The following is a 26,043-nucleotide window of genomic DNA, read 5'->3' on the forward strand; positions in this document are numbered from 1 at the left end:
ATTATAAAAAAGCGTTATAATATATAAAAAATTAATAAATTTATTTAATATAAAAGAAATTTAGAAATCATAAATTAACTATTATGTTTAAACTTAAAAAGTTAAAATCCAAATTAATCGGACTTAGCTTTGTATTACCAGGAGCAATTGCTCTTGGTAGTGGTTTTGGTGCAAGTAATCAAAACAAACAACAGCATTCACATAAATTAGTGCTTCACGATGGTGAAGATAATTCTGTTGGTCCTAAAAATATTACTTCAGAAGCTTGATTTTACCCAGTAGTTGGTTCAGGGGCTGGATTAATTGCAGTTTCTTTAATCTTAGGTCTTGGAATTGGAATTCCGATTGCTAAGAAAAAAGAAAGAATGATGCTTCAAGAACGTGAAGAACACCAAAAAATGGTGGAATCACTAGGTATGATTGAACAACAAAATCAAGCACAGACTACTGAAGAAGTTCAAGAAACTGATCAAGCTCAACCAAATCAAGAGAATTTAGCTTTACAAGCAAGTGCTCAACCTGGAGTAATTAATCAACCTAATATGGGAATGGGTCAACCTAATCCAGGTATGATGAATCCTAATATGCAAGCTCAAGGTAATAATCCAAATATGGGCTTTGCTAATAATCAAATGGGTCCAAGACCTGGCTTCCCTGGACAACCAGGACAAATGCCAAATCAAATGGGTCCAAGACCTGGTTTCCCTGGACAACCAGGACAAATGCCTAACCAAATGGGTCCAAGACCTGGCTTCCCTGGACAACCAGGACAAATGCCTAATCAAATGGGTCCAAGACCTGGTTTCCCTGGACAACCAGGACAAATGCCTAACCAAATGGGTCCAAGACCTGGTTTCCCTGGTCAAATGCCTAATCAAATGGGTCCAAGACCTGGCTTCCCTGGTCAAATACCAAACCAAATGGGTCCAAGACCTGGTTTTAATCCTCAAAACGGACCAAGATAAAGTTTAAATATTTAATCTTTTAGTTTCTTATTTAGATTTAATTTAAATAAGAAACAGTTAAAAAATTTATTAATATTTTTATTTTCTTATAAAATAGTATAAGAATAGTCAATATTAAAAAAAACTATTTGTTAATAAATAATAGAAATTGAAATCGTGAAAAAATCTATTTTAAAATTATCGGCCACACTTACTCCCTTTGCTTTAATCGGTTTAGGTAGCTTTGGTTTAGCGGCTATTAATAGCGCTAAACCAAGTGATGCTAAACTAGTTAAGCACGAAGGTGAATCGGCTCAAGAAAACCAGTCTAATCTTTTAGACACAGCTCGCAGATGAAGAAACTCTAACTTTACATCTGCTTCTATTGAAGGTACCAACCCTGGTGCTTTAGTTTTAACTGGCAAAAAATCTATTAGCCGTATCGATTTATACGGTAACGTTGTTTGAACATTTGATCCAGCAAGCAGCGATTTAGGTGAAAAAGTTGGTTATTACGATGCTAATAACGAGTTTAAACAGTTTACAGGAACTGTACCTTTCCAAGTATCTGATTTAAGTTCTAAAACTGTAGTAGAAGCTATTCAAGATCAACAAGATCCTAATGCTTTCTATTTATTATTAATTCCAGATGTAGCAGTTGCTCAACAACAAGAAACTAAAGATCACACTTTTGAGAATTACTATGTTCCAGATACTCCTGTTAGTGCTGGTGGTGAAGAAGATTCTGAAACTGCAGAAGGTGCAGGAGGTGGTGCAGCGCCGGCTCCAGCCGCAGTAGCTTCAACTGGCGGAGGAGTTCCGGGTGCTAGATCATCAGTTAAATTGGTTGATGGTGAAGGAACAGCTACTGGTTCAAACGGAATGGCTGAGACGGTTATAGATTATGAAACAGGTAATAGTATACCTAAACCTAAACAGTTAAAGGAATCTTCTGAAAGTATCGAATCTATTAATGAAGGTAAAAGTTATTCTAGTATTAATAGCGACAAAAAACTTCAAGGTGTAATCGTAAAAGTTAACGAAAATTTATTTAACAAAAGCACTCCGTTTCTAGTAGAAAACATGTCTTTCATTAAACCTAAAGACATGGTTGATAACTATCCTTCTAATTGAAAAAAAACTACAGAAAACAATAAATATACTAATGTTGTTAAATTTTACAATCAAGCAAATCCTTCTTATGAAGCTGATAGAGGATATTTCAACGCTAAATACTATCCTAAACGCCTTGAAACTCAAAAAGATACACCATTAGTTGATAGTTCGTTCTCTCCAAACGAACATCCAGAATGATTTGACGAACAAAAAAACTTTGTTATGCCATGGATGCAATATATAACAAATTTAGGTGGTCTTTACGCTAAAAATAACACGGTTTATTTGTTTGGTGGTAATGGTACTTGAGTTAATAATGAATCAGCTTTGAGTATTGGTGTTTTTAGAACGAAATTTGGATCAAGTTCCACAGAAGCTCCAGGTACATCAAAAACGGTAGGTTATCCTTACGCAATTTTACTTTCTTCGATTTCAATTCAAAAAGCTAATTTAGCTCAATTTGTTCCTGGTGTTGCTGGATTAGGTCAAGATTTAGGTTACCATTATGTTCCTAGATTAGCTGTTGGCGGTGTAAGTTCTCCTAAATCTGCGGGCGGAAATATATTCATAGGTTCTACTATTACTTGAGGTACCAATGGTGGAACAATATTAGATACTAAATGACACACTCCTTCAGTTATTGAAGATGCGACAAGAACAGATAAAACAACAACGGTTTCTAACGAAACCATTCCTAAAAGATGATCAAATCTTTATGATTATAATTCGACAAGTTCGGCATCATTATTAAGTAAGCCTGCTGGCGGTAATACAAAACAAGTTGAATCGTTATTTTCTACAGCTTTAAAATTGGATGCATTAAATGCATTACCTGATCAATTCGACGAACAAAATAAAGTTGTATTTACTTATGCTATGCTTGATGGTCGTCAATGAAGTTTAGGTTCATGAAAAGATAGTACATGATTTGTTTCTGACAACATTAATAGCTTCAATTACAATACTCAAAACCAATTAGCAAATGGCGGAGAAAATAGAAACCCAAGAAATATATTAAATGCATTAACGACTGCAAGAGGTTTTGATCGTAGAAGTATTGGTAATGTGGTTTATACATATTCTAGTACTGATCAAAGTTTAACTTATTATTACCAAGTTGGCGCAACAATTACAACATGACCAGAAATTAAAGCTAATTACAAAAATAACGCTAACATTAATTTCTATCACTTAAATAAATCTGACTTTGGTAGTACAACAAATGATCAAAATGGAGATCAATCAAAATTAAATAGCGCTTATAATACATCTGCTGCAGACACTTGATATAATGGATCGATTTATGTTAAAAAATCTAAATTCACTCCTAGTAGTCAAGGATATACATGAAAAGACTTTAAAGGTTTAACAACAACTTCTTCTAAAGCTGTTATTTCAAACTGAACTAAAGCTGGATATAGTATAAGACCTGAAGGTGATACAAGTTTTAATGTTTCTAAAATTTCTTTTGATAGAAGTATTACAGCTGCTGTTGAAGTTAGTGCCTTAGATAGTTATTACGTTCAATTAGAAGGAAGTAAGTCGCTAAACTCTGTATCTCGTAAGAGTTCTACTACTAATGCTTTATCTCTAAGTGCTGATACTATAAAAAATCCTTTAAACAACAGAAATGAAGTAATTGGTCAAGGTAATTTTATCTCTAAAGACAATATTCCTTCATCATTCTTTGAAAATAAAATTAACGATATTATCGTAAAAGATTCTGATGGAAGTGAAGTACTTAATAGTAAATATATCAATTCAATTTACTCTTATACTCCTCCTGCCGATAATAAAGATATCAAATTAAGATTATTAGTTGTTGATAGATCAAAAGCTACTAACGATTTCATTAAATTATTACCTCAAGTTTTAGTTGATGGTGAATATGTTCCTGTGCCTCAAGCTAACTCAGTGTTTGTTTCTGATCGAGAATTTACAGGGTTCAATGCTTTACCTGGTTACATCTTACCTGTTGCGATTTCTATTCCTATTATAATTATTGCTTTAGCTTTAGCTTTAGGTTTAGGTGTTGGTATTCCGATGTCTCAAAACCGTAAGATGCTTAAACAAGGATTTGCTATTTCTAATAAGAAAGTTGATATCCTTACAACTGCTGTTGGTAGTGTATTTAAACAAATTATTAACAGAACTTCAGTTAGTAACATTAAGAAATCACCTCAAATGTTACAATCTGCTAAAAAACCTGCTGCTAAACCTGCTGCTTCAGGCGCTAAACCTGCTGCTCCTGCAGCTAAACCTGCAGGTCCTGCTAAACCAACTGGTCCTGCTAAACCTGCTGCTCCAAAACCAAAAGCTCCAGCTAAATAATATAAAATAGGTGAAATAAAAATATGAATATATCGAAAAAACTTAAAAGTTATTCTTTAATAAGCGGATTGGTTGGAATTGGTATTCTTGGATCAGTTAGCTTTGCAATTAATAAAGAAGTTAGTAATCAAAATAACACACAATTAGTTAATCAAGCTAGAACTGTTGATGCTAACAGCATCAATCTTAATCAAATAGGTAATAACGACTCTTTATTTAATTCTGTTCTAAAAGATGATAATGACAATTTTATAACATCATCTAAAATATCTATTGTTAAATTAGATAGCTTTACTAAGCCTATGTATGGTTTAGATTTATCTGATGACTTTTCTGGATATGAAGTAAAACAAATTGTAGCTGATTATACAACCAGCAAAAATAGATTTGACGGAAAACAAAATAGAGTTTATTATGCTCTTTTAGTGAATGAAAATGTTAATATTCATGTAAAAAGAGTTGGAACAGGTTCAGATACAAGAAATAATACTAGATTAGGTTCTAAATCTGATATGTCAAAATTAGCTATTGGTGGCGTTGATAACCCTGCTCATGTAATAAGAATTGTTGATGACGGAACTAAATTTACTTTCAAAAAAGATACAGAAGGTGAAATTGTTAATGATTTCATTTTAGATGCTCCGTTATTACCTAAAAATCTATCTTCTGATTGATATAACTTATACATCCAAAGAGATATTCTTCCTAATGATGTAAATGTAGTTACACTACCTACTCCTGTAGGTAGAGTTAGTGGTTCTAGTCAATCTGACGGAATGTTTGATTTTGGTAATGGAGTTGCTAGTTCAACAAAACCTACTACCCCTAGTTCTGCAACTGGAAAAAAAGATTCTGAAGATAATGTCAAAAAGAATATTAAAACTTCATTTCAATTAGATGAGAAATTTGTTTATCCTCAATGAACTGGTGATGAAGAAAATAAACAAATTACTAGAGCCAGTAATTTTTCTGCTGATAACTATTGGAATTTTAATTTCCCTGAGGCTCCTAATGTTGCATTAAAAGAAGATACTGTTAATGTTTTTTCGAGACTTTATTTAAATTCCGTTAATTCATTATCTTTTATAGGTGACAGTATTTACATTTTTGGTTCAAGTAAATTACCATCGCTTTGATATTATTCATTCCCTACGAAACTTACAGATCTAAATGATTTAAATCTTGTAAAAATTAGTGATTCTGAAGCATCATCTACAGATAATGGAATGTTTGAAAATACTAATACTTTAAAAACATATAGAAGTTTTGGTATAGATGAAAAACCAATTTCTGATAATAAAATTGATGAAACTAACTGATCTAATCCTAATGTTATTGAAGGAAGAATATATTCTGATTATAGATTAGGTATTAGTGATGAAATTGCTAAAAGTAATGCTAGCGCATTTATAAGTGGATCGACGGGTGGTGTATCATTCACATCAACAGGTTCTAGTGTTATTTTAAGAGCTTCATATAATAATGAGAAAAAGCCTGATGGTAACTTTCAACCATACCTATATGTTTTTGGTTACCAAAACTATCAACAGACAAGAGGTGATACAAGTCACTGAAATGGAACTTATAAATTAGTAAATGTTGGCGATTACGATTTTATAAGTGCTGCTAAAGTTGGAACAGAAACTAATGGACTTAGAGATAAAACTCTGAAGTTTAGAATGCTAGGTGGCTTCTTAAATGAAGATGATGCAAGAAGCCTTTCTAAGATACCTTATATAAAAGATAGTTCTTCTAGTGATAGAACAATTTTCAAAAATGGTTATTCAGACAATAACTACGAGTATGATCAATCAATTTTAGGATATGATGGTATTAGAAATAATTTAGATGCTGGTCTTAAAGCTACAAGTTTTGTAAACTTAAATAGACCAGATGCTAATGGTTTAGAATCTGTTGCTGCTGTTACATATTTAAGAGCTCAAATTGGGTTAGCTAAGACTTCTAGTGCAAGTATCCCTTTTGGAAATAATCACCAAATTATATCTACAAACCCAATTGATGCATTCTCTTCAATAAAGAATATTAAAAGTATTATTCCTGGAGAAGAATTATGATACTTCCTATTTACTGATGAAGGTAAAAAATCGAGTATCTATACATTAAAACTTCCTGAATCTAGCAATCCTGATTTATCAAGTTCATTTAGTCCTACAAGTTTAGTTGCTCAAAAACAAATTAATTTAGTTTTACCTTTATTAAAAGATTCATTATATACAGTTGATAGTTCAGGTAATGTTTCTTTATATTCAAGTAGCCAAGGGTCTCCAAGTGATTTTGTTAAGAGTCAAAGCTTCAACTCTAACCTAGAAGAAATTGCTTTCTCTGGATCTGGTTCTACATATACTTCTGATTTCTGAGGGACAATCGAATTTAAACCTGCTCAATATCTAATTGAAAACGGATTTACGAATAGTGTTGCTAAAGACTTTGTTACTAACGAAAGTTTCTTAAACAGTTTAGTGAACTTTACTCCAGCTAATGCTGGTACCAACTACAGAGTAATAGTTGATCCAGATGGTGATTTAACTAACCAAAAATTACCTATCAAAGTTCAAATTCAATACCTAGATGGTAAATATTACGATGCTAAATTAAAGAACAAGGGTTACGTATCTTTCTCTTATAACAACTTTGCATCTTTACCTTCTTGAGTATTACCTACTGCTATTGGTAGTACATTAGGTATCCTTGCTATTATGATTATCTTAGGTTTATCAATCGGTATTCCGATGAGAGCTCAAAGAAAATTACAAGACAAAGGGTTCAAAACAACATTCAAAAAAGTTGATACATTGACTTCAGCTGTTGGTTCAGTTTACAAGAAGATTATTTCACAAACTGCTAATGTTAAGAAAAAACCTGCTGCTTTAGGTGCCGCTAAAACTCCAGCTAAACCAGGTGAAAAACCTGCTGCTCCAAAACCAGCGGGCGCTGCTCCAGCTAAGCCAGCAGGACCAGCTAAACCATCAGGACCAGCTAAACCTTCTGCTCCTAAACCTGCTGCTCCTAAAAAATAAATAAGTTAATTATTTATTAAATAAAACCCCCTCCAAATAAGGTAATCTTACCTATTATAAGAGGGGTTGTTTTATTAAAATATAGATAGTTCAATATCAAAACAACATTTAAATTGATAAAATAAGAATACCTATTATTTTGATATAAAACCGCATATAAGCTTTATTAAATATTAATAAAGCTTAAAACTAAACAATAATAATAGATTATTAGTAATTTAAAGATAATGTTTAAAAAACGATTTAAAAAATATTTTATCCTTTTTATTATCTTACTAATAACTGCTATTAGTTTAGTGTTTCTTGAGTTGTTTAATTGCAATCCAAGAAACACTAACCTAGTAAAACAATCAGCTAGTCTAGTAGAAGATAACCAAACTAATCAGATAATTAAAAATAACTCTTTAAGTAAAATTAGATGAAATGCTAATGCTAATTTTTCATCATCACCTACTAGTGATGGTGGTTTATTAGCACTTAGTTTTGATGGTGGATTAGAACGAATTGATAGTTTTGGTTACTTAAAATGAAAATTCAATTTAAATGATTTTAATAGAATAGCACTAACAGATAGCAAAAACAATTTAGTATATAGTGGTGATAAATTAGTACTAAGACGTCAAGATAATCTTTTTATTAATAGTATTTATAGAAAGATTGTGGCAGAAGCTATTCAATCAAAAGAAGATCAATCAATTTATTATGTTTTGCTTGTAAGTGAACAAATACTAAATAATGATGTTAAAAGTCAGTTATTTAGCTTTCAAGAATTATCAACAGATGTAACACTTCAAGGAACAATTTTAAAAATAAAAGAAGATTTAAATCATATTAGTAATCCAATCGGTATTATTGATTATGTGAATATTCCACCTAGCGCTTTAATCGATAATTATCCATCTAGTTGAAAATCTAATACACCAACCATCTATGGAGTTAATGGATCATTCAAAAAAGAAGATCATCCTTCTTGATTTAGTGCTAATTCTAACTTTATATCATTACCTTGATTACAATATATTACCAATTTAGCTAACTTATATGAATACAAAAATGATGTATTCATATTTGGAGGGAATGGTAACTGAATTAATGATGATCAAAAAGATCGTAAAGAGGCTTCTAAATATTTATCAATAGGAGTTTTTAGAGCAAGATTTTATAATAATTACTCTGAAAGACCTATTGTTACAGGTTATCCTTATGCTTATTTACTAAGTTCATTAACTGCTGTTAATCCAGATACACAAAGAGTTTTATTAGGTCAAAATAAAAACTATACATTAGTGCCTAGAATAGCAGTAGCAGGAGTTAAACCTGGTTTAAACAATAATAAGAATTATATCTTCTTATTCGGAAGTGTTACCACAGGATTAAGCGCTGATGATAATTCTAATGAAGTAGTTTTAAACAAACAAAACTATGAACCTAATAAATTAGCAACATTAAATTCATTAAGTTCTATTCCGTTAAGTGCTAATAATGCTCAAAAAAATTCTGTTGGACCTAAAGTATTAGCTGGATTCTTTTTTAATTTATCTGATCTAGCTAAACTTGATAATAAGATTGATGAATCGAATGTTGATAGAACTTATTATCTTAATCAAAACTCATATGGTTTTAGATTAATAGCCCCTTGAACAACTGAAACAGCTCAACCCAATATAGACGCTTTAAATATTGCATCAGATAATAAATCAGTTGAAGGAACATTGCATAATTTAACTGTTCGTCATGGGTTTAATGAAAATGATGTTGGAGGATTAATTATCCTTGATGATAATAGTTATGCAGTTCAAGTTGGTCCATATATTTTAGAAATTGATGGACCTTCTGCAATATCAATTAAACCAAGTAAATTTAATTTTTTATATCGTTTATCAAATCAAGATTTTATTGATTACGACATAAATGGACCGTTAAATTTTACACCTATCTTTAACTTCAAGGATTTTAGAGGAATTAAAGTAGTTAATTCTAACGAAAATTATTTATTTAGCTTATTTGCTCCTGATTCAACAACCGCTACTAATCCGAAATTTTATTATTCTAGTTTTAGTGATCAAAAAAATAAGAACGTTAACTTCAATTCAAGATCAATAAAAAAATCTAATGGCTTATTGCAATTTAATAGTTCAGATGCATTATATTTACAAAACGAAGATTATTCTTATAATATCTACTCTTTAAGTGCTAACAATATTCAAAATAACGGAATAATTAATCCAATAGCCCAAAGAGTTAAATTCTTAGGTAGTGGTGAGTTTATTTCGACTAGAAGTATTAATTTAAGTCAAACAAATCTAGCAGATTTGTTTGATATAAAAAACGATGAAGTAATCTTAAAAAATGATTTGATTAAAAATGTTTATGAATACTTTCCGTCAAATAAAGATAAAGAATACAAACTTAAATTAAAGGTGGTGGATTTAGATTATGAACAATCTAAATTTAAATTAGTTCCTTATGTTTATAGTGATATAACTAAACAATACGAAATTATTCCTAATAAATCAGATTACTTAAATAGTGATAATAGCTTTGGTAATTTTAACGGATTCCTGGGAATTGATCAGGTTTATTTATATATGGGAATATTTATTCCACTATTAATATTGATTATTGGAATGGTTTCAATGACTATAGTTGGTTTATCTTTAATTAAAGAACGTAGATCATTGCTAAAATCATTTAAAACTAATACTTTAAAAATGGATGGTTTAGTTTTATCGATTGGTTCTGTATTTAAGTCGTTGATTCATTCTTCTAGACATTTTAAACGCTTATCAGCTAAAGAAAAAGCCGATGATGAACATAAGCAACAATTTAAAATGTTAAATGGTAAAACTAAAAAAATAGACAATAATATAATTAATAAGCAAAAAGATAAAATAAAACAAGATAATAGCACTAATTCACGTGTTAATTTTGCTAAAATGCGTGAATATAAACAAAATACTAAAATGGTCATAAATGAATAATATAAATTATTAATGAAGCAGTTATCAAAAAGATTTACTAAACTAAATAAAAGTAACCTAATTAAGATTTTAGTTAGTATCTTTTTTGTTATCTTCATTAGCTTAGGTTTAACTAAAATCTTTATTAGTAATAACCAAAATAATAATCAAATACAAGCAACTAATTTAAACAACAAAACCGCTTTAGTTGAACAGAATAATTCATATGACGATCTAAAAACAACTAATAATACTTATGTGCAAAATAGTAAGAATGATTATTTTGCATTAACTCAAACAGGTGTTAAAAAACTGGATGTTTTTGGGAATGTTTATTATAGCTATAACTACGGAAAAGATTTTATTAATTATCAAACAGTGGATTTTGTAGCTAATAATCTCAAACCAGATTATTACTATTTGTTAATTAAAAATCCAATAGTTAATATCACAGGTAATAACTTATCAACAATAAGTATTAGTTCGCCTGCTTATGTTTTAGAACTAAAAGATGAAAATAACTCTTTAAAGATCATCAAGAAGTTTCAACTAAACCCTTATCGTTTTTCAAGGGATTTAGCTAGTTTATTTATTAAAGTAGGTTTTGAACCAAAATTATCTAAAAATCCGACCAATGATGAAATTATTAACAATAAAAACTATGCGTTAGGTTTATTAGATAGACCTACGAATAGTTCAATTCTTAATAATATCTCTTATTATTACTACAACTCAATTAGTAGATTAGCATTTATCAATAATCGTTTAGCAGTATTTGGTAGCAATGATATTGTTAGTTTGTGGTTCTATTTATTTGATGTAAATAAAACAGATGATAATGTTCTAGATAATAATAAAAACTTAATTAATATATATCCACGATTATTTGCTACTACCAATCTAAACTGAAGTTTAGGTAATTATAATAATTCTGAACATACCAAAACTACTCAGTTTGTAGTTAACAATATTAAGTTATATACCCCTGCTTATTTTATTACGGGAATCAATGTTATTAAACAAAAATTAATTGATCAGAATAATCCAGAAAATCAAAACCAAACTTCAATCTATTCTTTACATTTAGGTTTAATCCCTGCTCCAATTATTAAGATCAATGAGACTAACCATAAGTTTAGTCACATTATTAGTTCTACATACTATAGTAGTACTAATACCAATTACTCTAATATCTTTATTAGTGGTGCTATTTCGCAATCTAAAGTAGTTGAAATAACCAACAACTTTAGTACAGTTAACGAATTTTTTTCAGCTAGTTATAGCATCAAACTATATACTAATGTTTTAAATAAACCTGATCAAGCTAACACATTAAGTCAATACGCTTATCACTATTCAGTTCAAGAAGATCAATCTGATAATAAAATTAATGGTTATCCTAATCTTATTGGGATCTTAATCTTAAGATCGCAAATTATTGGTTTTATCTTTTCTGGAGATACATATACTTTACATACAGATAGCATATATAACCTATTAGACGATGAAACGTCTATGTCAGGATTTGATTACATTACTAATATCATATTATACAAAGCTATATGATGAATTAGTTTTTATAATCCAACCACATCTACAACCTGAGTTAATCAAATTAATACGAATATAAGTATAACCAACGATGAAGTATTGTTAATTAACTATTCTGAAATCTACAGAACCACTAAAAGTGGTTTAGCTTTTTTGATTCTTGTATTAAACGATAATGCTTTTTATCTTTTTAGAGATCTTGATAATTTAATTGAATCAGATTTAATTTATCTAGATCAAGCTAATCAAAAATACATTAAGGCAGACTTCTTTAACAATGGGGTTCCAGTATTTGACAATAAGCCTGATTCTAAAGGTTCTAGTCTATGAGGAACAGTTAATTTTAAACCTGCATCATATTTAGTTGAACAAAAACTAAACACGATGAATGCTTATGATATTGTTAATAATGATTTTATTATTAACAAATTGTACGATTACCAACCAGGAAAAATTAATTGGGCACCAAGAGTTGTAACTAATGTAATTAATGATAATAAATTTGTTATCAGTTTTGAATTCCCTTATTTTGATGGTAATTATTATAAAACTGATCAGATCTTAAAAAATCTAGAGTTCCCTAGTTTTGAATACAATAATTTAAAAGCTAGTCCAGTTTATTTAGTGCCTACAATTGTTTTATCAATAATTGTAAGCGTGATCTTGTTATTAGCATTTATCTTCTTGATTATTATGCAAATCTTGAAAACCAAGAAGGTATCATTGCAATTATTTACTAACGCAAACAACAAGATCGACAAATTAAATGATTCGGTTAATATCATTTACCAAAAGATTGAAACTAAGTTATACAACCCACAAACAGATCGTAATAGATTGACAGGTAAATTTAATAAACCTAACGATCATTTAAATATTGGTAATAACCAAACAAGAATGATTAATAATAATCAAAGAATTATTAATCAACCATTCCAAAGACCTAGTAATTACAATCATTTTAATAATCCTCAATTCTTTAACCAAAGACAAAATCCAACTAGAGGATACTACCCACCTAACAACCAACAAGCTTTTAGTCAAGCAAGTAGAATGAATCACACAACAGCTCATGGTTTTAGAAACAATCCTCCAAGGTCTAACCAAGGGTTTAATAACCAAACAAGACAAGTAAACAATACTTCTTTTTATCAAGCTGATAAGACCAGAAAGATTAATTAGTGATATTCTTGAGTTAATAACTAATGCCTAACTATAAACAATACTTAACTATAACCCCTATTAAAAATAGGGGTTATTTTATATCGTTAGGACTAGCAATATTTTTTTGTCTTTAATATACTTATCGTAATTATTTAGAATAATAAAGATGAATAAAAACAAAAATATTCCACAGATAAGATTTAAGGGATTTAGTGAGGGGTGGAACATCAGCAAGATAAAAAAGCTCGTTGATTATAGAGTATCAAAATTACTCATTTCGAATGCAAAATTATTTGGTAAATATGAATTATTTGATACTACTAAAAAAATAGGTTATACAAATTATTCTTTTATAAAAAATAGTTATATTTCAATAGTAAAAGACGGTAGTGAATGTGGTCGTGTTAGATTAATGCAACCTTATACTTATTTTACAAGTACATTAGGTGGGTTAATTCCTAAAAATAAATTTGATGCAAGCTTTCTATTTGCTCGTTTATCTATATTAAACTTTAGCTCATTCATGTCAGGTGGAGTTATTCATCATCTTTATTTTAATGAATACGGAGAAATAGATATACAAGTTCCTGATGTAAAAGAACAAGTTAAAATTGGTGAGTTATTCGTTAAATTAGATAAGTTATTCGAATTATTGAAACAAAAAGAAAACAAACTAAATCTTATAAAGGAGACATTATTAAATAATATGTTTCCTAAATCTCGTCATGATAAGCCAGCGATAAGATTTAAAGGGTTTAGTGAAGGATGGATCATTAGCAAGATAAAAAATATCGTTGATTATAAAGTATCAAAATTAATCATTTCGGATGCAAAATCATTTGGTAAATATGAATTATTTGATTCTAGTAAAAAAATAGGTTATACAAATGATTCTTTTATAAATAAGAGTTATATTTCAATAGTAAAAGACGGCGATCCTGGTCGTGTTAGATTAATGCAACCTTATACTTATTTTACAAGTACATTAGGTGGGTTAATTCCTAAAAATAAATTTGATGCAAGCTTTCTATTTGCTCGTTTATCTATATTAAACTTTAGTTCATTAATATCAGGTGGAGTTATTCGACATATTTATTTTAATGAATATGGAGAAATAGATATACAAGTTCCTGATGTAAAAGAACAAGTAAAAATTGGTGAATTATTTCTTAAATTAGATAAGTTAATCGAATTATTGAAACAAAAACACGCCAAACTAGGTTTTATAAAAGAATCATTAATTAATAAAATGTATTGTTAATTGTGTCTGACCTCTAAAAAACGAAAGTTTTTGGATGTCAGTTTTTATATCTAAATACAATTATGTGTTAAAAAAAAGAGAGTATGAAGGTACCCCGAATAACAAACTTTTTGGAGGTATTTTTTCATGGTCAAGACTAGCTATATTTTTTTGTCTTTAATATACTTATCGTAATTATTTAAATCGATGAAGATGAATAAGAATAAAAACATTCCAGAGATAAGATTTAAAGGATTTGATGAGGGGTGAAAAAGTAGTCAATTAAAAGAGTTGGTAAGCTACTTAGGATTAGGTAGAACGCCATTAATTAGCAATAAATCGTATTACGGTGGTAGAATTCCGTTTTTAAAAATTTCTGATATCAATAACAATGGTTGCTTTATTAATAAAACTGAAAAGAAAATAACGCAACTAGCATTAGACTGTAATGTTGCTAAATTTTACCCTAAAGGAACTATTAGTTTGGTCACAACTTTTTCGTATGGGGAAGTGGTGATTATGAACATGGATTGCGCAACTTCGGAAGCGTTTTATAATATAGGATTTAAATCGAATACATTAAGAGATTTTATTTTTTGAGAACTTAAATGAATTCATCAATCAAATTATTGAAACAAACTTGTTTTAGTTGGAGTTCAGCCGTACATAAATCTAGATATAGTTAAGGGTGTAACTGTTTCACTAACATCTGATGATGAAATGAAAAAGATTGGTAATCTTTTCTTTTCATTTGAAAATCTCCTTGAATCAACTAAGTCTAAAATATCTAAATTAGAGAATTGCAAGGAAGCATTATTAAGTAATATGTTTCCTAAAACTAATCAAAACAAACCTGATATAAGATTTAATGGGTTTGATAAAGATTGAAAAATATTTGTTATTAACAATATATTCAAGATAACTCAGGGTTATGTCCTTAACGAAAAGCAAGTATCTCAAGTTTGCAGTGGTTTGAATCCTTACCCTGTTTACTCATCAAAAACTCTAAATAATGGTTTATTTGGTTTTTATAAAGAATTCTTATATCAAGATGCTATTACTTGAACCACTGTTGGTTACGCCGGAACAGTAAGATACAGACAAGGGAAATTTTATTGCACTGACGTTTGTGGAGTTTTATTAAAGAAAACTATGAAACCAGATTGAATGATTTCTGAAGTCTTAAACAAAGTTACACCTAATCATGTAATACAAGGTACCCGTCCGCAATTATCGAATTATGTAATGGCTGAGATTGAAGTAAAATTACCAACAGAGGAAAAAGAAAGAGAAAAAATATCTGACATTTTCTCGAAGATTGATAATTTAATAAACTTATTAAAACAAAAAGAAAGCAAACTAAATCTTGTGAAAGAGAATTTACTTAATAAAATGTTTTGTTAATAGTTTTTTAGATTAAATAAAAGATTAGTATATAACAAAAACTACACTTTTATTAAAGGGATAATTGATCTTAAAAATATGATTCAGTTATTCTTTTTTTATTACTAAATTAATGTTGTTTTTAAATAAAATAAACTAGTCGATTTAAGTGGTAAAAAAGCAATAAAATTTAATCAATCTATAACTAACAAAATATCAAAAATAAGCGGTAAATTTAACTTTTTTTAATAAAAAATTCCTTAAAAACACAACCTAAAATAATCAACATAAAATTGACTAACAAAAAACACCTTAATTACTAACCATACCTAACCTAAATTAATCCAACCAAATCAAAACAATTTCTAATCCACTAAACAATCAAACCAAACAAACATAACCCCTAACTAAATTCATCTCATTCTTATACCAACTACCACAACCCAACAAAAATAAGAGAAGTAAATTTATATTTACTTCTTTTTTTTATAATATTACAAACCAAGGTCTGGTTAGTTTACTAACCATATCTAGATAAGATAATAAGTATTAATATTAATAAATGAACACTAAGGAAACAAAAGCTGTTAGAGGTACTATTGATTGGTTTGATGAAGATATGATTTTATTTAGTGCTATCACTAATAAAATCATAGAAATAGCTAACCAATATGCTTATGAAAGAATTAAAACTCCTGTGTTTGAACATGCGGAGTTATTTAATCGCAACCTAGAACATTCTGATATCGTTAAAAAAGAACTTTACCAATTCAATGATTTATCTCAACGCTTACTAGCCTTACGTCCTGAAGGTACTGCAAGTGTTATGAGAGCAATTAATGAACACAAGTTGCTAGATAAAAAAGCGTTACCACTAAAGCTTTTTTATCTAGAACCAATGTTTCGTTATGAACGCCCTCAAAAAGGACGAATGCGCGAATTCCATCAGTTTGGTATTGAACTAGTAGGTGATTTAGATTCTAGTGATTATTTGCAAACAATTCTGTTTGCAAATAAAATCCTTAATACTTTTAATCTTAAATGTGTTTTAAACATTAATTGAATCGGAAACTTTGATTCAAGACAAAAATGAGTTGATCATTTAAATGAATACTTTAAACAATATTACGATCAACTAACAGAATTATCCCAATCAAGATTGGGATCATATGGTGTGTTAAGAATTCTAGATGATAAGTTAGAATCCACCAAAGACTTTGTTAAGAACGCACCAGGTATAGAACAATTCATCTCGCAAGAAGAACAACAATACTTTAAGAACTTCTTAAATCAATTAGATCAATTAAATATCAAATATGTTGTTAATAAACAACTAGTAAGAGGGTTGGATTATTATTCTGAAGTGGTGTTCGAATTTATTCTTGATAACCAAGATAAATCCCAAAGTACTTTATTAGCTGGTGGGTGTTATCAAACCCTAGTTAAAGAACTAACCAATAAAGATCATCAAGCAATCGGATTTGCTTTAAGTATTGAACGGTTTATCTGTTACTTAGATGAAGAAATTAAAAATAATTTATTCCTTCAAGCAAAAAAAGACATATATTTAGTAATCAACCTTGAAGAGGATAAATTAATAGATACAATAAAATTAACCGAACAACTAAGAGATAAACAATTAAATGTCTTTTTTAATCCGAGATTAAAAAAGTTAGACAAAGCAATTAAATACGCCCTAAGAGCTAAGTACTCTCATCTGATTATATTGGGTTATAATGAATGGCAAAAAAATACCGTTACGATTAAAAACCTAGATAACCAAGAACAACAAACAATTAAACTAGAGGACTTTATTAAGTAGTATGCAACCATTAGATTTTACTAACCGTAAACCGATTATTGAATTAAAAAACAATGATTTACTTAACCAACCAACAATGATTGTTGGTTGAGTTAAAAATATCCGTAAGCTAGGGAATTTCAATTTTATTGAAATTGCTGATAAATCAGGATTAATCCAGTTATTAGATAAGAAAAATGAGTACGCTAGTTTATCACGTGAAGATCTAGTTTTAGTTGAAGGACTACTTCAACTAAAAAAAGATCCTAACAAGAATCTAGAACTAGGTGATCGTGAAGTGTTAATTGATAAATTAACAATTATTTCTAAATCTAAAACACCTCCGTTTATTATTGAAGATGAAACTGATGCTTTAGAAGAAGTTAGATTAAAATATCGTTATCTAGATCTAAGAAGACCAGTGTTACAAAGAAATATGAAACTACGTTCAGATTTCTTTTTAATCGTACGTAACTTCTTAGCTTCAATGAACTTTACTGAGATTGAAACGCCAATCTTATCTAAAACAACCCCTGAAGGTGCTAGAGACTATGTTGTGCCTTCTAGATGTGGTCCTAATATGTTCTATGCTCTACCACAATCAGCACAGATCTATAAACAACTATTAATGATCAGTGGGTTTGAACGTTATTTTCAAATCTCAAGATGTTTTAGAGATGAAGACTTAAGAAAAGATCGTCAACCTGAACATGTTCAAATCGATATGGAAGTTTCATTTATGAGCAAAGAAGAATTCTTTGCTTTAATTGAAAAGATGTTTGTTCATGTTTTTGATAAGTTAATGAACATTAAGATTGAACCAAACTTTATACGTATGAAGTTTGATGACGCAATGAATCTTTATGGGACTGATAAACCAGACCTAAGATTTGGGTGTGAATTGACTGATGTATCTAAAACATTTAAAGAACACAGGTTTGAAGTTTTCAAGAACTTTGCGAATAAAAACTTATTAAAAGCAATTGTTCTAGATGATATCTTAGTATCATCTAAAGAACACAAAGTTCTAGAAAAATACGCTAAGGACAACCATGCTAAAGCATTAAGTTGATTTAGTTATGAAAATAACGAAATCATCGATGGTTCAATTAAACGCTTTATTGACCAACAAGATCTAACTAACCTAGGATTAAACAACAAAAAAGGAACGATCTTCTTTGTCGGGGATGATAGTCTTGAAGTGATCAACAAATCCCTTGGTGCTGTTAGAACGCAATTAAATGAGATCTATCAATTAGCAAATGAAGATGAATACAAGTTCTTATGAATTGTTGATTGACCATTATATGAATGAGATGAAAAAGAAAACAAATACGTTTCAGCTCATAACCTATTTACATCACCAGATCCTTCTTGTATTGATACTTTCAATGAAGATAAGAAGAATGCAAGAGCTTCTTCTTATGACTTAGTACTAAATGGTTTTGAACTAGGTAGTGGTGCGATTCGTATTACCAATCCAAAACTTCAAGAAGAAGTTATGGAATCATTAGGATTATCTAAAGATGAAGCTTATGATAAATTTGGTTTCTTATTAGATGCTTATCAATATGGCGCTCCCCAACACTGTGGAATTGGTTTAGGTTCTGATCGTATTCTTATGATCTTAACTAAGTCGAAATCAATTCGTGATATTATTGCTTTCCCTAAGAACAACCAGGGGTTTGATTTGATGAACAATTCACCATCAGAAGCGATTAATGAACAATTCTTAAATGAACTTTATTTATCAATCAAAAATAAGTAAAATATTATATTGTAATGGATTTTCAATCAGTCAACGTTCGTCTTGAAGATTTTAAAGAAATCTTAGTAAAGAATAACTATTCTGAAAGCAGTATTAAAAAATTTATTGCTGCTTTTGAATTCGCGAAATTTTGACACGGCGAACAGAAGCGCAAAAGTGGTGAACCATATATTATCCATCCGCTTGAAACTGCCATTAAGTTAGCAGAATGAAAAATGGATGATAATACAATTATCGCTGGTTTGCTGCATGACTTATTAGAAGATACACCTGTAGATAAACGGTTGATTTCATCAACGTTTAATAATGATGTTTTAGAACTAGTTAGGGTTGTTACTAAAATTTCCTCTGAAGCTAAAAGAAACCGTGAAAGCGCAGGAAGTTTTAATCCTCATAAAAATGAATTAGATTACACAATCCGTGTATTTAGTTCAATTTCAAAAGATATCCGTCCAATTATTATTAAGATAGCTGATCGGTTTCATAACTTATCAACGATTAATTTTTTACGACCTGATCGCCAAAAAATTATTGCTCAAGAAACATTTGATACTTACGCTCAGATTGCTGGAAGATTGGGTATGTATTGAATTAAAACCCAATTACTAGATCTAACATTTCAGATAATTAACCCAACAGCTTTTGATAACACTTTATCATTAATCAATGTTCATAAATTAATTAATGAAACTAAATGAAAAAACTTTGAACAACAAATCAGAAAAATATTAGATGGTAGCCATCTATCTTATGAGCTTACTTCAAGAATCAAAAGTGTTTATTCAACTTATCAAAAACTTAATTATCGGCATAATATTAAGAATATTCATGACATTTATGCGTTAAGAGTTATTGTTGAAAATGAATTTGAAGCTTACCATGTACTAGGATTAGTTCATCTTAACTATAAATATGTTCCAGGATTATTTAAGGACTACATATGTGCTCCTAAAAATAATTTATACCAATCGATTCATACAACTGTATTAGTTGATGGTGCTCAAATCGAAGTTCAGATAAGAACTAAAAGCATGGATCGCAACTCGCACTTAGGGTTAGCATCACATTGAGCTTATAAACTTAATCAAGATATCAGTCAAACTGATGAATACAAAACAGAAGTTTTAAATCGTTTTCAAGTGGATATTTTTAATGAGAAAAAAGCACAAGACTTGAGTTTAATAAAAGATTTAACTAAAGGATCTTTAATTGATGTTTTGGTATCTAACAATAATAAAAGTTATTCGTTGCCATCATCAATTACCGCGCTTGAGTTAGCTTATCGTGTTAATCCTGAAGAATTTATTTTTTTAGATAAAATCACTTGTTCAAACGACATTATTTCATTTGATAAGAAACTTGATGATGGGGATGTTGTTAGTTTTGAATATAGCAGCGAAGTTAAGATTAGTGAAAGCTGATTAAAATCTATCAAGAACCCTGCAATTAAAAAAGAAATCATAGCAATTATCGAACAAATTAATAGTTATGAAGAGACTGAAGCACAGTTCTTGGCTAAGCTAAGAAAAATTTTGAAAAAGAATGTAATTTCATCGTCTGATATTGTTAAGAGAGTACAAATTCTTGGATTTAATGATCTTAGTGAATATATTAAATATGTAAGTAAGATTAATTTCAAGAATAACGAACAGTATGAGTTTTTTTCTAAAAACTATAATTGAAAAAAGACTTTAAAGCAACTAAAAATCAACCGACCTAAATGATTATTCCAAAACTCTTATTTTAAAGAGATTCCTGGGATTGATTTTGCTAGTATTAAAATTAGTAAGTGTTGTTCGATCTTGCCTTATATTCCTTCGGCTGGTTTGATTCAAAAAAATATTCTTAATGTTCACTCTCCAAATTGTAAGAATATTAAAAAGCTTAATAATGAAAAAATCATAGCGCTAAATTGGAATGATGAAAAATTAGAGTCCAAACCAAGGTTGTTTAGAAGTTATGTTAAAGTTCATGGCGCTTGAAGTGGTAATGTTATTAATGACATTTTAATGGTAATTATTAATAACAACGCTAAGATTTTTTCATTAAGTATCACCAAAGATAAGAAAAACAATACTTTCTTTGCTGATCTTGGGATATATGTCCAGAATATGAAACATTTAAATTTCATTATGGATGAAATTACATTAAAAGATATGTCATTCAATTGGAAGTTATTATAAAAACTATTAGATTATGAGAAAAACTAAATATATATTTGTTTCTGGAGGAGTTTATTCTTCTGTTGGTAAAGGATTAATCATAGCATCGATTGCTAGTATTTTTAAACATCAAAATTACAAGATTAATGTTTTGAAACTTGACCCTTATTTAAATGTTGATTCAGGCACAATGTCTCCATATGAACATGGTGAAGTGTTTGTTACATCTGATGGAGCTGAAACTGATTTAGATCTAGGTTATTATGAAAGATTTTTAGTACAAAATTTAAGTGAAAAATCTTCAGTGACATCTGGTAAAGTTTATTTTAGCGTAATTAACAAAGAACGTAAAGGTGAATATTTAGGCAAAACAGTTCAATTAATTCCACATGTAACCAATGAAATTAAAAAACGCATTTATGATGCTTCTAATAACGGAGAATATGATTTAGTTTTCTGTGAAATCGGTGGTACAGTTGGTGATCTTGAGTCATTACCTTTTATTGAGGCGATTAAACAAATTATCCGTGAAAATGATAAACAAACAACTGCTTTTATCCATGTTGTGCCGATTATCAGTTTATCTAATAGCGAATCTAAAACAAAACCATTACAACATTCACTAAAAGAATTAAACAATCTTGGTATTAACCCAGATTTTTTAGTTGTTCGATCTAAAACTGCTTTTGATCAAACTATTAAAAATAAGATCGCTAATTCCACTTATTTAGATGTTGATCATATCTTTAGTTCAATCGATCTTGATAATGTCTATTTCTTACCTCATTACTTATATAATCAAAAAATCCACGAAAAGATTGCTAGCAAATTGCAAATCCAAATCAATTTAAACCAACAACTAGATGCATGAAATGATCTAGTTGATAAGATTAATAATAAAAATAATCTTACTAAGAAGTTAGCTATCATTGGTAAATACACTAAGTTTCAAGATGCTTATGCTTCATTAATTGAGTCGATTAATTTAGCTGGCTATCACAATAATGTAAAACTTGATATCGAATGAATTGAATCTTCTAAATTTGATGATTCCAACCTTGATGAGGTTACAGCTAAGATTAAACAATATGATGGAGTAGTTGTTGCTGGTGGGTTTGGTAATCGCGGTGTTGAAGGGAAAATTAAATTTATTCAGGCTGCAAGAATTAATAAAATTCCTTTTTTAGGAATCTGTCTAGGCATGCAATTAGCATGTGTTGAATACGCAAGAAATGTTCTTGGTCTTGAAAATGCTAATTCTAGAGAATTTGATTCAAATACTCAATATCCAATATTTAAATTAATGGAACAAAACAACGATAATATCGGAGGTAGCTTAAGATTAGGTGATTATGAAGTAAGTTTTCAAGATAATACTCTAATTAAATCAATTTATCAATCGGATAAATTGAAAAGACGGCATCGTCATCGATATGAATTTAACAATGATTATCTAGATAAATTTAATGATAATAACTTTGTTATTTCGGGGGTTTATCAAGAGAAAAATCTTGTGGAAACGATTGAAATTAAGGATCACCCTTTCTTTATTGGTTGTCAATATCATCCAGAATTTTCTTCTAAAATTACTCACGCTGAGGCATTGTTTGATTGCCTAGTTAAAAAAATGAAAATGTTATAATTTACGAGTTATGAAACTAAGTTTTGACTATCTATTAAAAAGCTTTATAATTTTTATTTTATTAGCTTTATCTGTAATTGGTATTACTTTTGGAAGTATTGAGGCTTCTAAGATTACGCCTAAGGGTCGTTTTTATAACGGTGATATAAAAACAACCATTTTCTTTTCTCCTTATGAGAAAAAGGTTAGTGAGAGTCAAAACAATATCGTTTCTGCAAACGAAACCTTCGATTTTTCTAAGGATCGCAATCAAGATAACACTAAATTAATTAGTGATCAATCTTGAATTGATTTGGCTAATGATTACAGCCAAAGACTACATGCCTTGGGTTTTTCTGAAATTAACGTTAATTTTAGTAATAATATTAAGTTGCCAGAAGGAACTAATATCAATAGTTCTTGATTAAACTCAAACCAAACATTACCAGCTTTAGTTGTTTCTGTTAATAAAATATTTGATAAAAAACCAAGCGAACGTGATCGTATTTTTAATGAAAGATTAAAAAGAAATATTCAAACCACATTAGATAATCAATACAATCTAACGCTTGAAACTACTGATGGTTATGTATTATTGGATAATGACGATCTTATCAGGGATTCGCTTAAAGTTATTCGCCCAAGCGCAGCTAGTGCTAATTCGGGTATAACTTTTGAAGTTAAATTAAAAAATAACACTAAATTTACTTCAAATTCTGATGATAATAAACAAGTTTTAGAATACTTTAATAATTTAATACCTAAAAACTCTGACTATTTTGAATCTAATGGTCAAGGTAGTGTTGAAACCTTAAGACATCGTTTATTCGTATCAAATGATACTAAAGATGTTTTAGGTAATCGTAACCTAGTTTTATGAAATGATAAAGTTGGCGCTTTGAACTATGTTAGAAGCATCTTTGATGTTGTTCAAAACTCTAATAAATGATTCTCATTAAATGACTCTGAACAAGCATTATGAAATTTCTTGCATTCAACTGGTGGTTATGAACCTTCTGCTAGTACAAAGAATTTAGTTGCGCCGTTTAGAAATGCTAATGATATTAAGTTAAATGATCTGTATTATATTTACGCAGAACCCAAAGCTTATCAAGCTGCAACTGAAAATGCAGAGAAAAAACCAGAAGAAATCACTACACCTCAAGGGTCAAGAAATCCAAGAAGTTCAACAGCAACTGATTTTAGTGGGTTGTTTTCTCAATTTATCTTATACGAACTAAGAACTACTAATGTTGATGGTTCGCAATCAAAATTATTAACTGATCTTTTCCCTACTAACATTACTTTAAATAATAATGGTGACGCTGTTTTAAGATTAAATCAACGTTTAAATATTGGTAGTAGTTATTCTGATATCGATTTTAACCAAGCAAATAGTTTAGAAACTCTAATTAAACAAACATCACCAAATACTGATTTTATCGTTGTAACTAATGATTCGACAATTAACGAACCATTAATCAACAAAACATTTGAGAACTTTAGTCAATATCAATCAGGATTCTTAGGTGTTGGAATTATCTTGTTAATTATCGGTTTAATGATGATTATTCTTTTCAAAGTTCAAGGTTTCTTTGGAATTTTTGGTTTGGCATTATCAAGCATTCTAACATTCTTTATCTATTCAAAATTCAATGGTTTTGTAGATCTGTTTAGTATTACTGGTTTAATTGGAGTAATTATCTTTAATTTCTTATTACAAGCGTTTATCAATCTGAATTTTAAACGCAATGTAAGTAATAAGTTTTCATTGCTTGAATCGTGAAAATCCACTCACAACAAAACCTTCTTAAAAGCGGTCGATTTACATCTAATCTTATTAGTGATTGGATTGTTTATGACATTCATATCAAATTATGAATCGCAATCGATCGGAATTTTATTAATTGTTTCTAGTTTAATTGGCTTTTTCTTTAATTACGGTTTAACTGTTTTATTAGTTAAGATCTTTAACTCGATTAATAACTTTAATCCTAAGATTTACTTATACAAAAAGACTTATCAAAACCTAAATTCAATTTCAGGTAACTTATCAAAAGACGCAATGAAACTAAACGATCTTGTAGTTTCTATTGATGAACAAATTGATAAAACCTTTAGTAAGGATTACAAATATCAAATAATGAATGTTAAATCATTATTTGCTTTAATCTTATTTATTAATGTAATAATTCTTGGAATCGTTGCTTTATATAACTTTAATAACAGAACATTCTTTATTAATAGCGATAACTTATACGGTTCATTAAATACAATTTTAATAAGCTTAGGTGCTACTAGTCTTATTGGTTTAGTATATTTCTTATTAAGATATCAATGAATTGTTTTAATTGGTTATCTTTTCAATAGTCTTGTTAATTTTTCAGTAATCCTGGGAATGTTATTCTTATCTAAGAGTTTAATAAGCAATGACTTTGGTTATTTATTTTTATTGATAAGCTTATTTAGTTATATCTATTCTTTATCAAATTTCGTTTTTGTAACAACGAACTTATACACTTATTTCAATCTTAAAGAAATTTACAAACCTAAATCAGTTAAAAAAATTGTTAACAATACAACAGTAGCAACAATGGATTTATATATTTACTCAACAATCGTTGCTACAGCTGCTTACTTTATCTTCTATGCATTTAATTACGGCGGTGAAGGTTCTGGTATAACTGAAAAATACAACAATAATCTTTTAAATTTAGGTTTATTCAGTTTAATTAATATTTTATTGATTAACATCAACGCAGTATTCTTACTAAATCCATTAATTGGTTTATTGATGATCAAAAAATCAAATACAAATTCTATTTACTGATCTAAGATTTCATTAAAAACTAAGAAGGAAGATAAAAACTTGGATCAAATAGATGAACAACTAGTGGAAGATATCAATTTCTTTAAACGCTCTAACAAAGTTGTTTATCACGAAAATAAAGAAAACTAATCTTT

12 protein-coding genes are annotated in these 26,043 nt (G+C 29.1%); all 12 read left to right on the forward strand.

Annotated elements, in window-relative coordinates; translation table 4 throughout:
- Positions 1–83 precede the first annotated feature (83 nt).
- The 12 genes from NMG68_RS00880 (at position 84) to NMG68_RS00935 (ending at position 26,038) form a co-directional block, all read left to right on the forward strand.
- Positions 84–965, forward strand: a complete 882-nt coding sequence (locus tag NMG68_RS00880) for a P30/P32 family tip organella adhesin (RefSeq protein WP_255034823.1) — start codon at positions 84–86, stop codon at positions 963–965.
- Positions 966–1,121: 156 nt separating this feature from the next.
- Positions 1,122–4,391 carry an adhesin P1 gene (locus tag NMG68_RS00885; RefSeq protein WP_255034824.1) on the forward strand — a complete coding sequence of 1,090 codons (3,270 nt, stop codon included), beginning with the start codon at positions 1,122–1,124 and terminating at the stop codon, positions 4,389–4,391.
- A 23-nt stretch (positions 4,392–4,414) separates the two neighbouring features.
- Positions 4,415–7,429 (forward strand): cytadherence protein A, encoded by a 3,015-nt coding sequence (locus NMG68_RS00890; protein WP_255034825.1) that lies wholly within the window; start codon positions 4,415–4,417, stop codon positions 7,427–7,429.
- Positions 7,430–7,656: 227 nt separating this feature from the next.
- Entirely contained in the window at positions 7,657–10,410 is a 2,754-nt protein-coding gene (locus tag NMG68_RS00895) for a cytadherence protein B (RefSeq protein ID WP_255034826.1), read from the forward strand.
- A gap of 12 nt (positions 10,411–10,422) precedes the next feature.
- The gene (locus NMG68_RS00900; protein WP_255034827.1) at positions 10,423–13,122 is read left to right on the forward strand and encodes a cytadherence protein C; all 2,700 of its coding nucleotides are present in this window, start codon (positions 10,423–10,425) and stop codon (positions 13,120–13,122) included.
- Between the two features lie 148 nt (positions 13,123–13,270).
- Complete coding sequence (locus NMG68_RS00905) at positions 13,271–14,365, forward strand: restriction endonuclease subunit S (RefSeq protein ID WP_255034828.1); 1,095 nt, start codon at positions 13,271–13,273, stop codon at positions 14,363–14,365.
- 192 nt (positions 14,366–14,557) lie between these two features.
- Entirely contained in the window at positions 14,558–15,748 is a 1,191-nt protein-coding gene (locus tag NMG68_RS00910) for a restriction endonuclease subunit S (RefSeq protein ID WP_255034829.1), read from the forward strand.
- A 541-nt stretch (positions 15,749–16,289) separates the two neighbouring features.
- Entirely contained in the window at positions 16,290–17,549 is a 1,260-nt protein-coding gene (gene hisS / locus NMG68_RS00915) for a histidine--tRNA ligase (protein ID WP_255034830.1), read from the forward strand.
- A 1-nt stretch (position 17,550) separates the two neighbouring features.
- On the forward strand, positions 17,551–19,296 hold the full coding sequence (gene aspS, locus NMG68_RS00920) for an aspartate--tRNA ligase (protein WP_255034831.1): 1,746 nt from the start codon (positions 17,551–17,553) through the stop codon (positions 19,294–19,296).
- A 14-nt stretch (positions 19,297–19,310) separates the two neighbouring features.
- Positions 19,311–21,479 (forward strand): RelA/SpoT family protein, encoded by a 2,169-nt coding sequence (locus NMG68_RS00925; protein ID WP_255034832.1) that lies wholly within the window; start codon positions 19,311–19,313, stop codon positions 21,477–21,479.
- Between the two features lie 13 nt (positions 21,480–21,492).
- Complete coding sequence (locus NMG68_RS00930) at positions 21,493–23,100, forward strand: CTP synthase (protein WP_255034833.1); 1,608 nt, start codon at positions 21,493–21,495, stop codon at positions 23,098–23,100.
- Between the two features lie 10 nt (positions 23,101–23,110).
- Complete coding sequence (locus NMG68_RS00935; RefSeq protein WP_255034834.1) at positions 23,111–26,038, forward strand: MPN396 family protein; 2,928 nt, start codon at positions 23,111–23,113, stop codon at positions 26,036–26,038.
- The last annotated feature ends 5 nt before the right edge of the window (positions 26,039–26,043 follow it).

Origin of the sequence: Mycoplasma bradburyae, assembly GCF_024338845.1 — a bacterium.
Classification (GTDB): domain Bacteria; phylum Bacillota_I; class Bacilli_A; order Mycoplasmatales; family Mycoplasmoidaceae; genus Mycoplasmoides; species Mycoplasmoides bradburyae.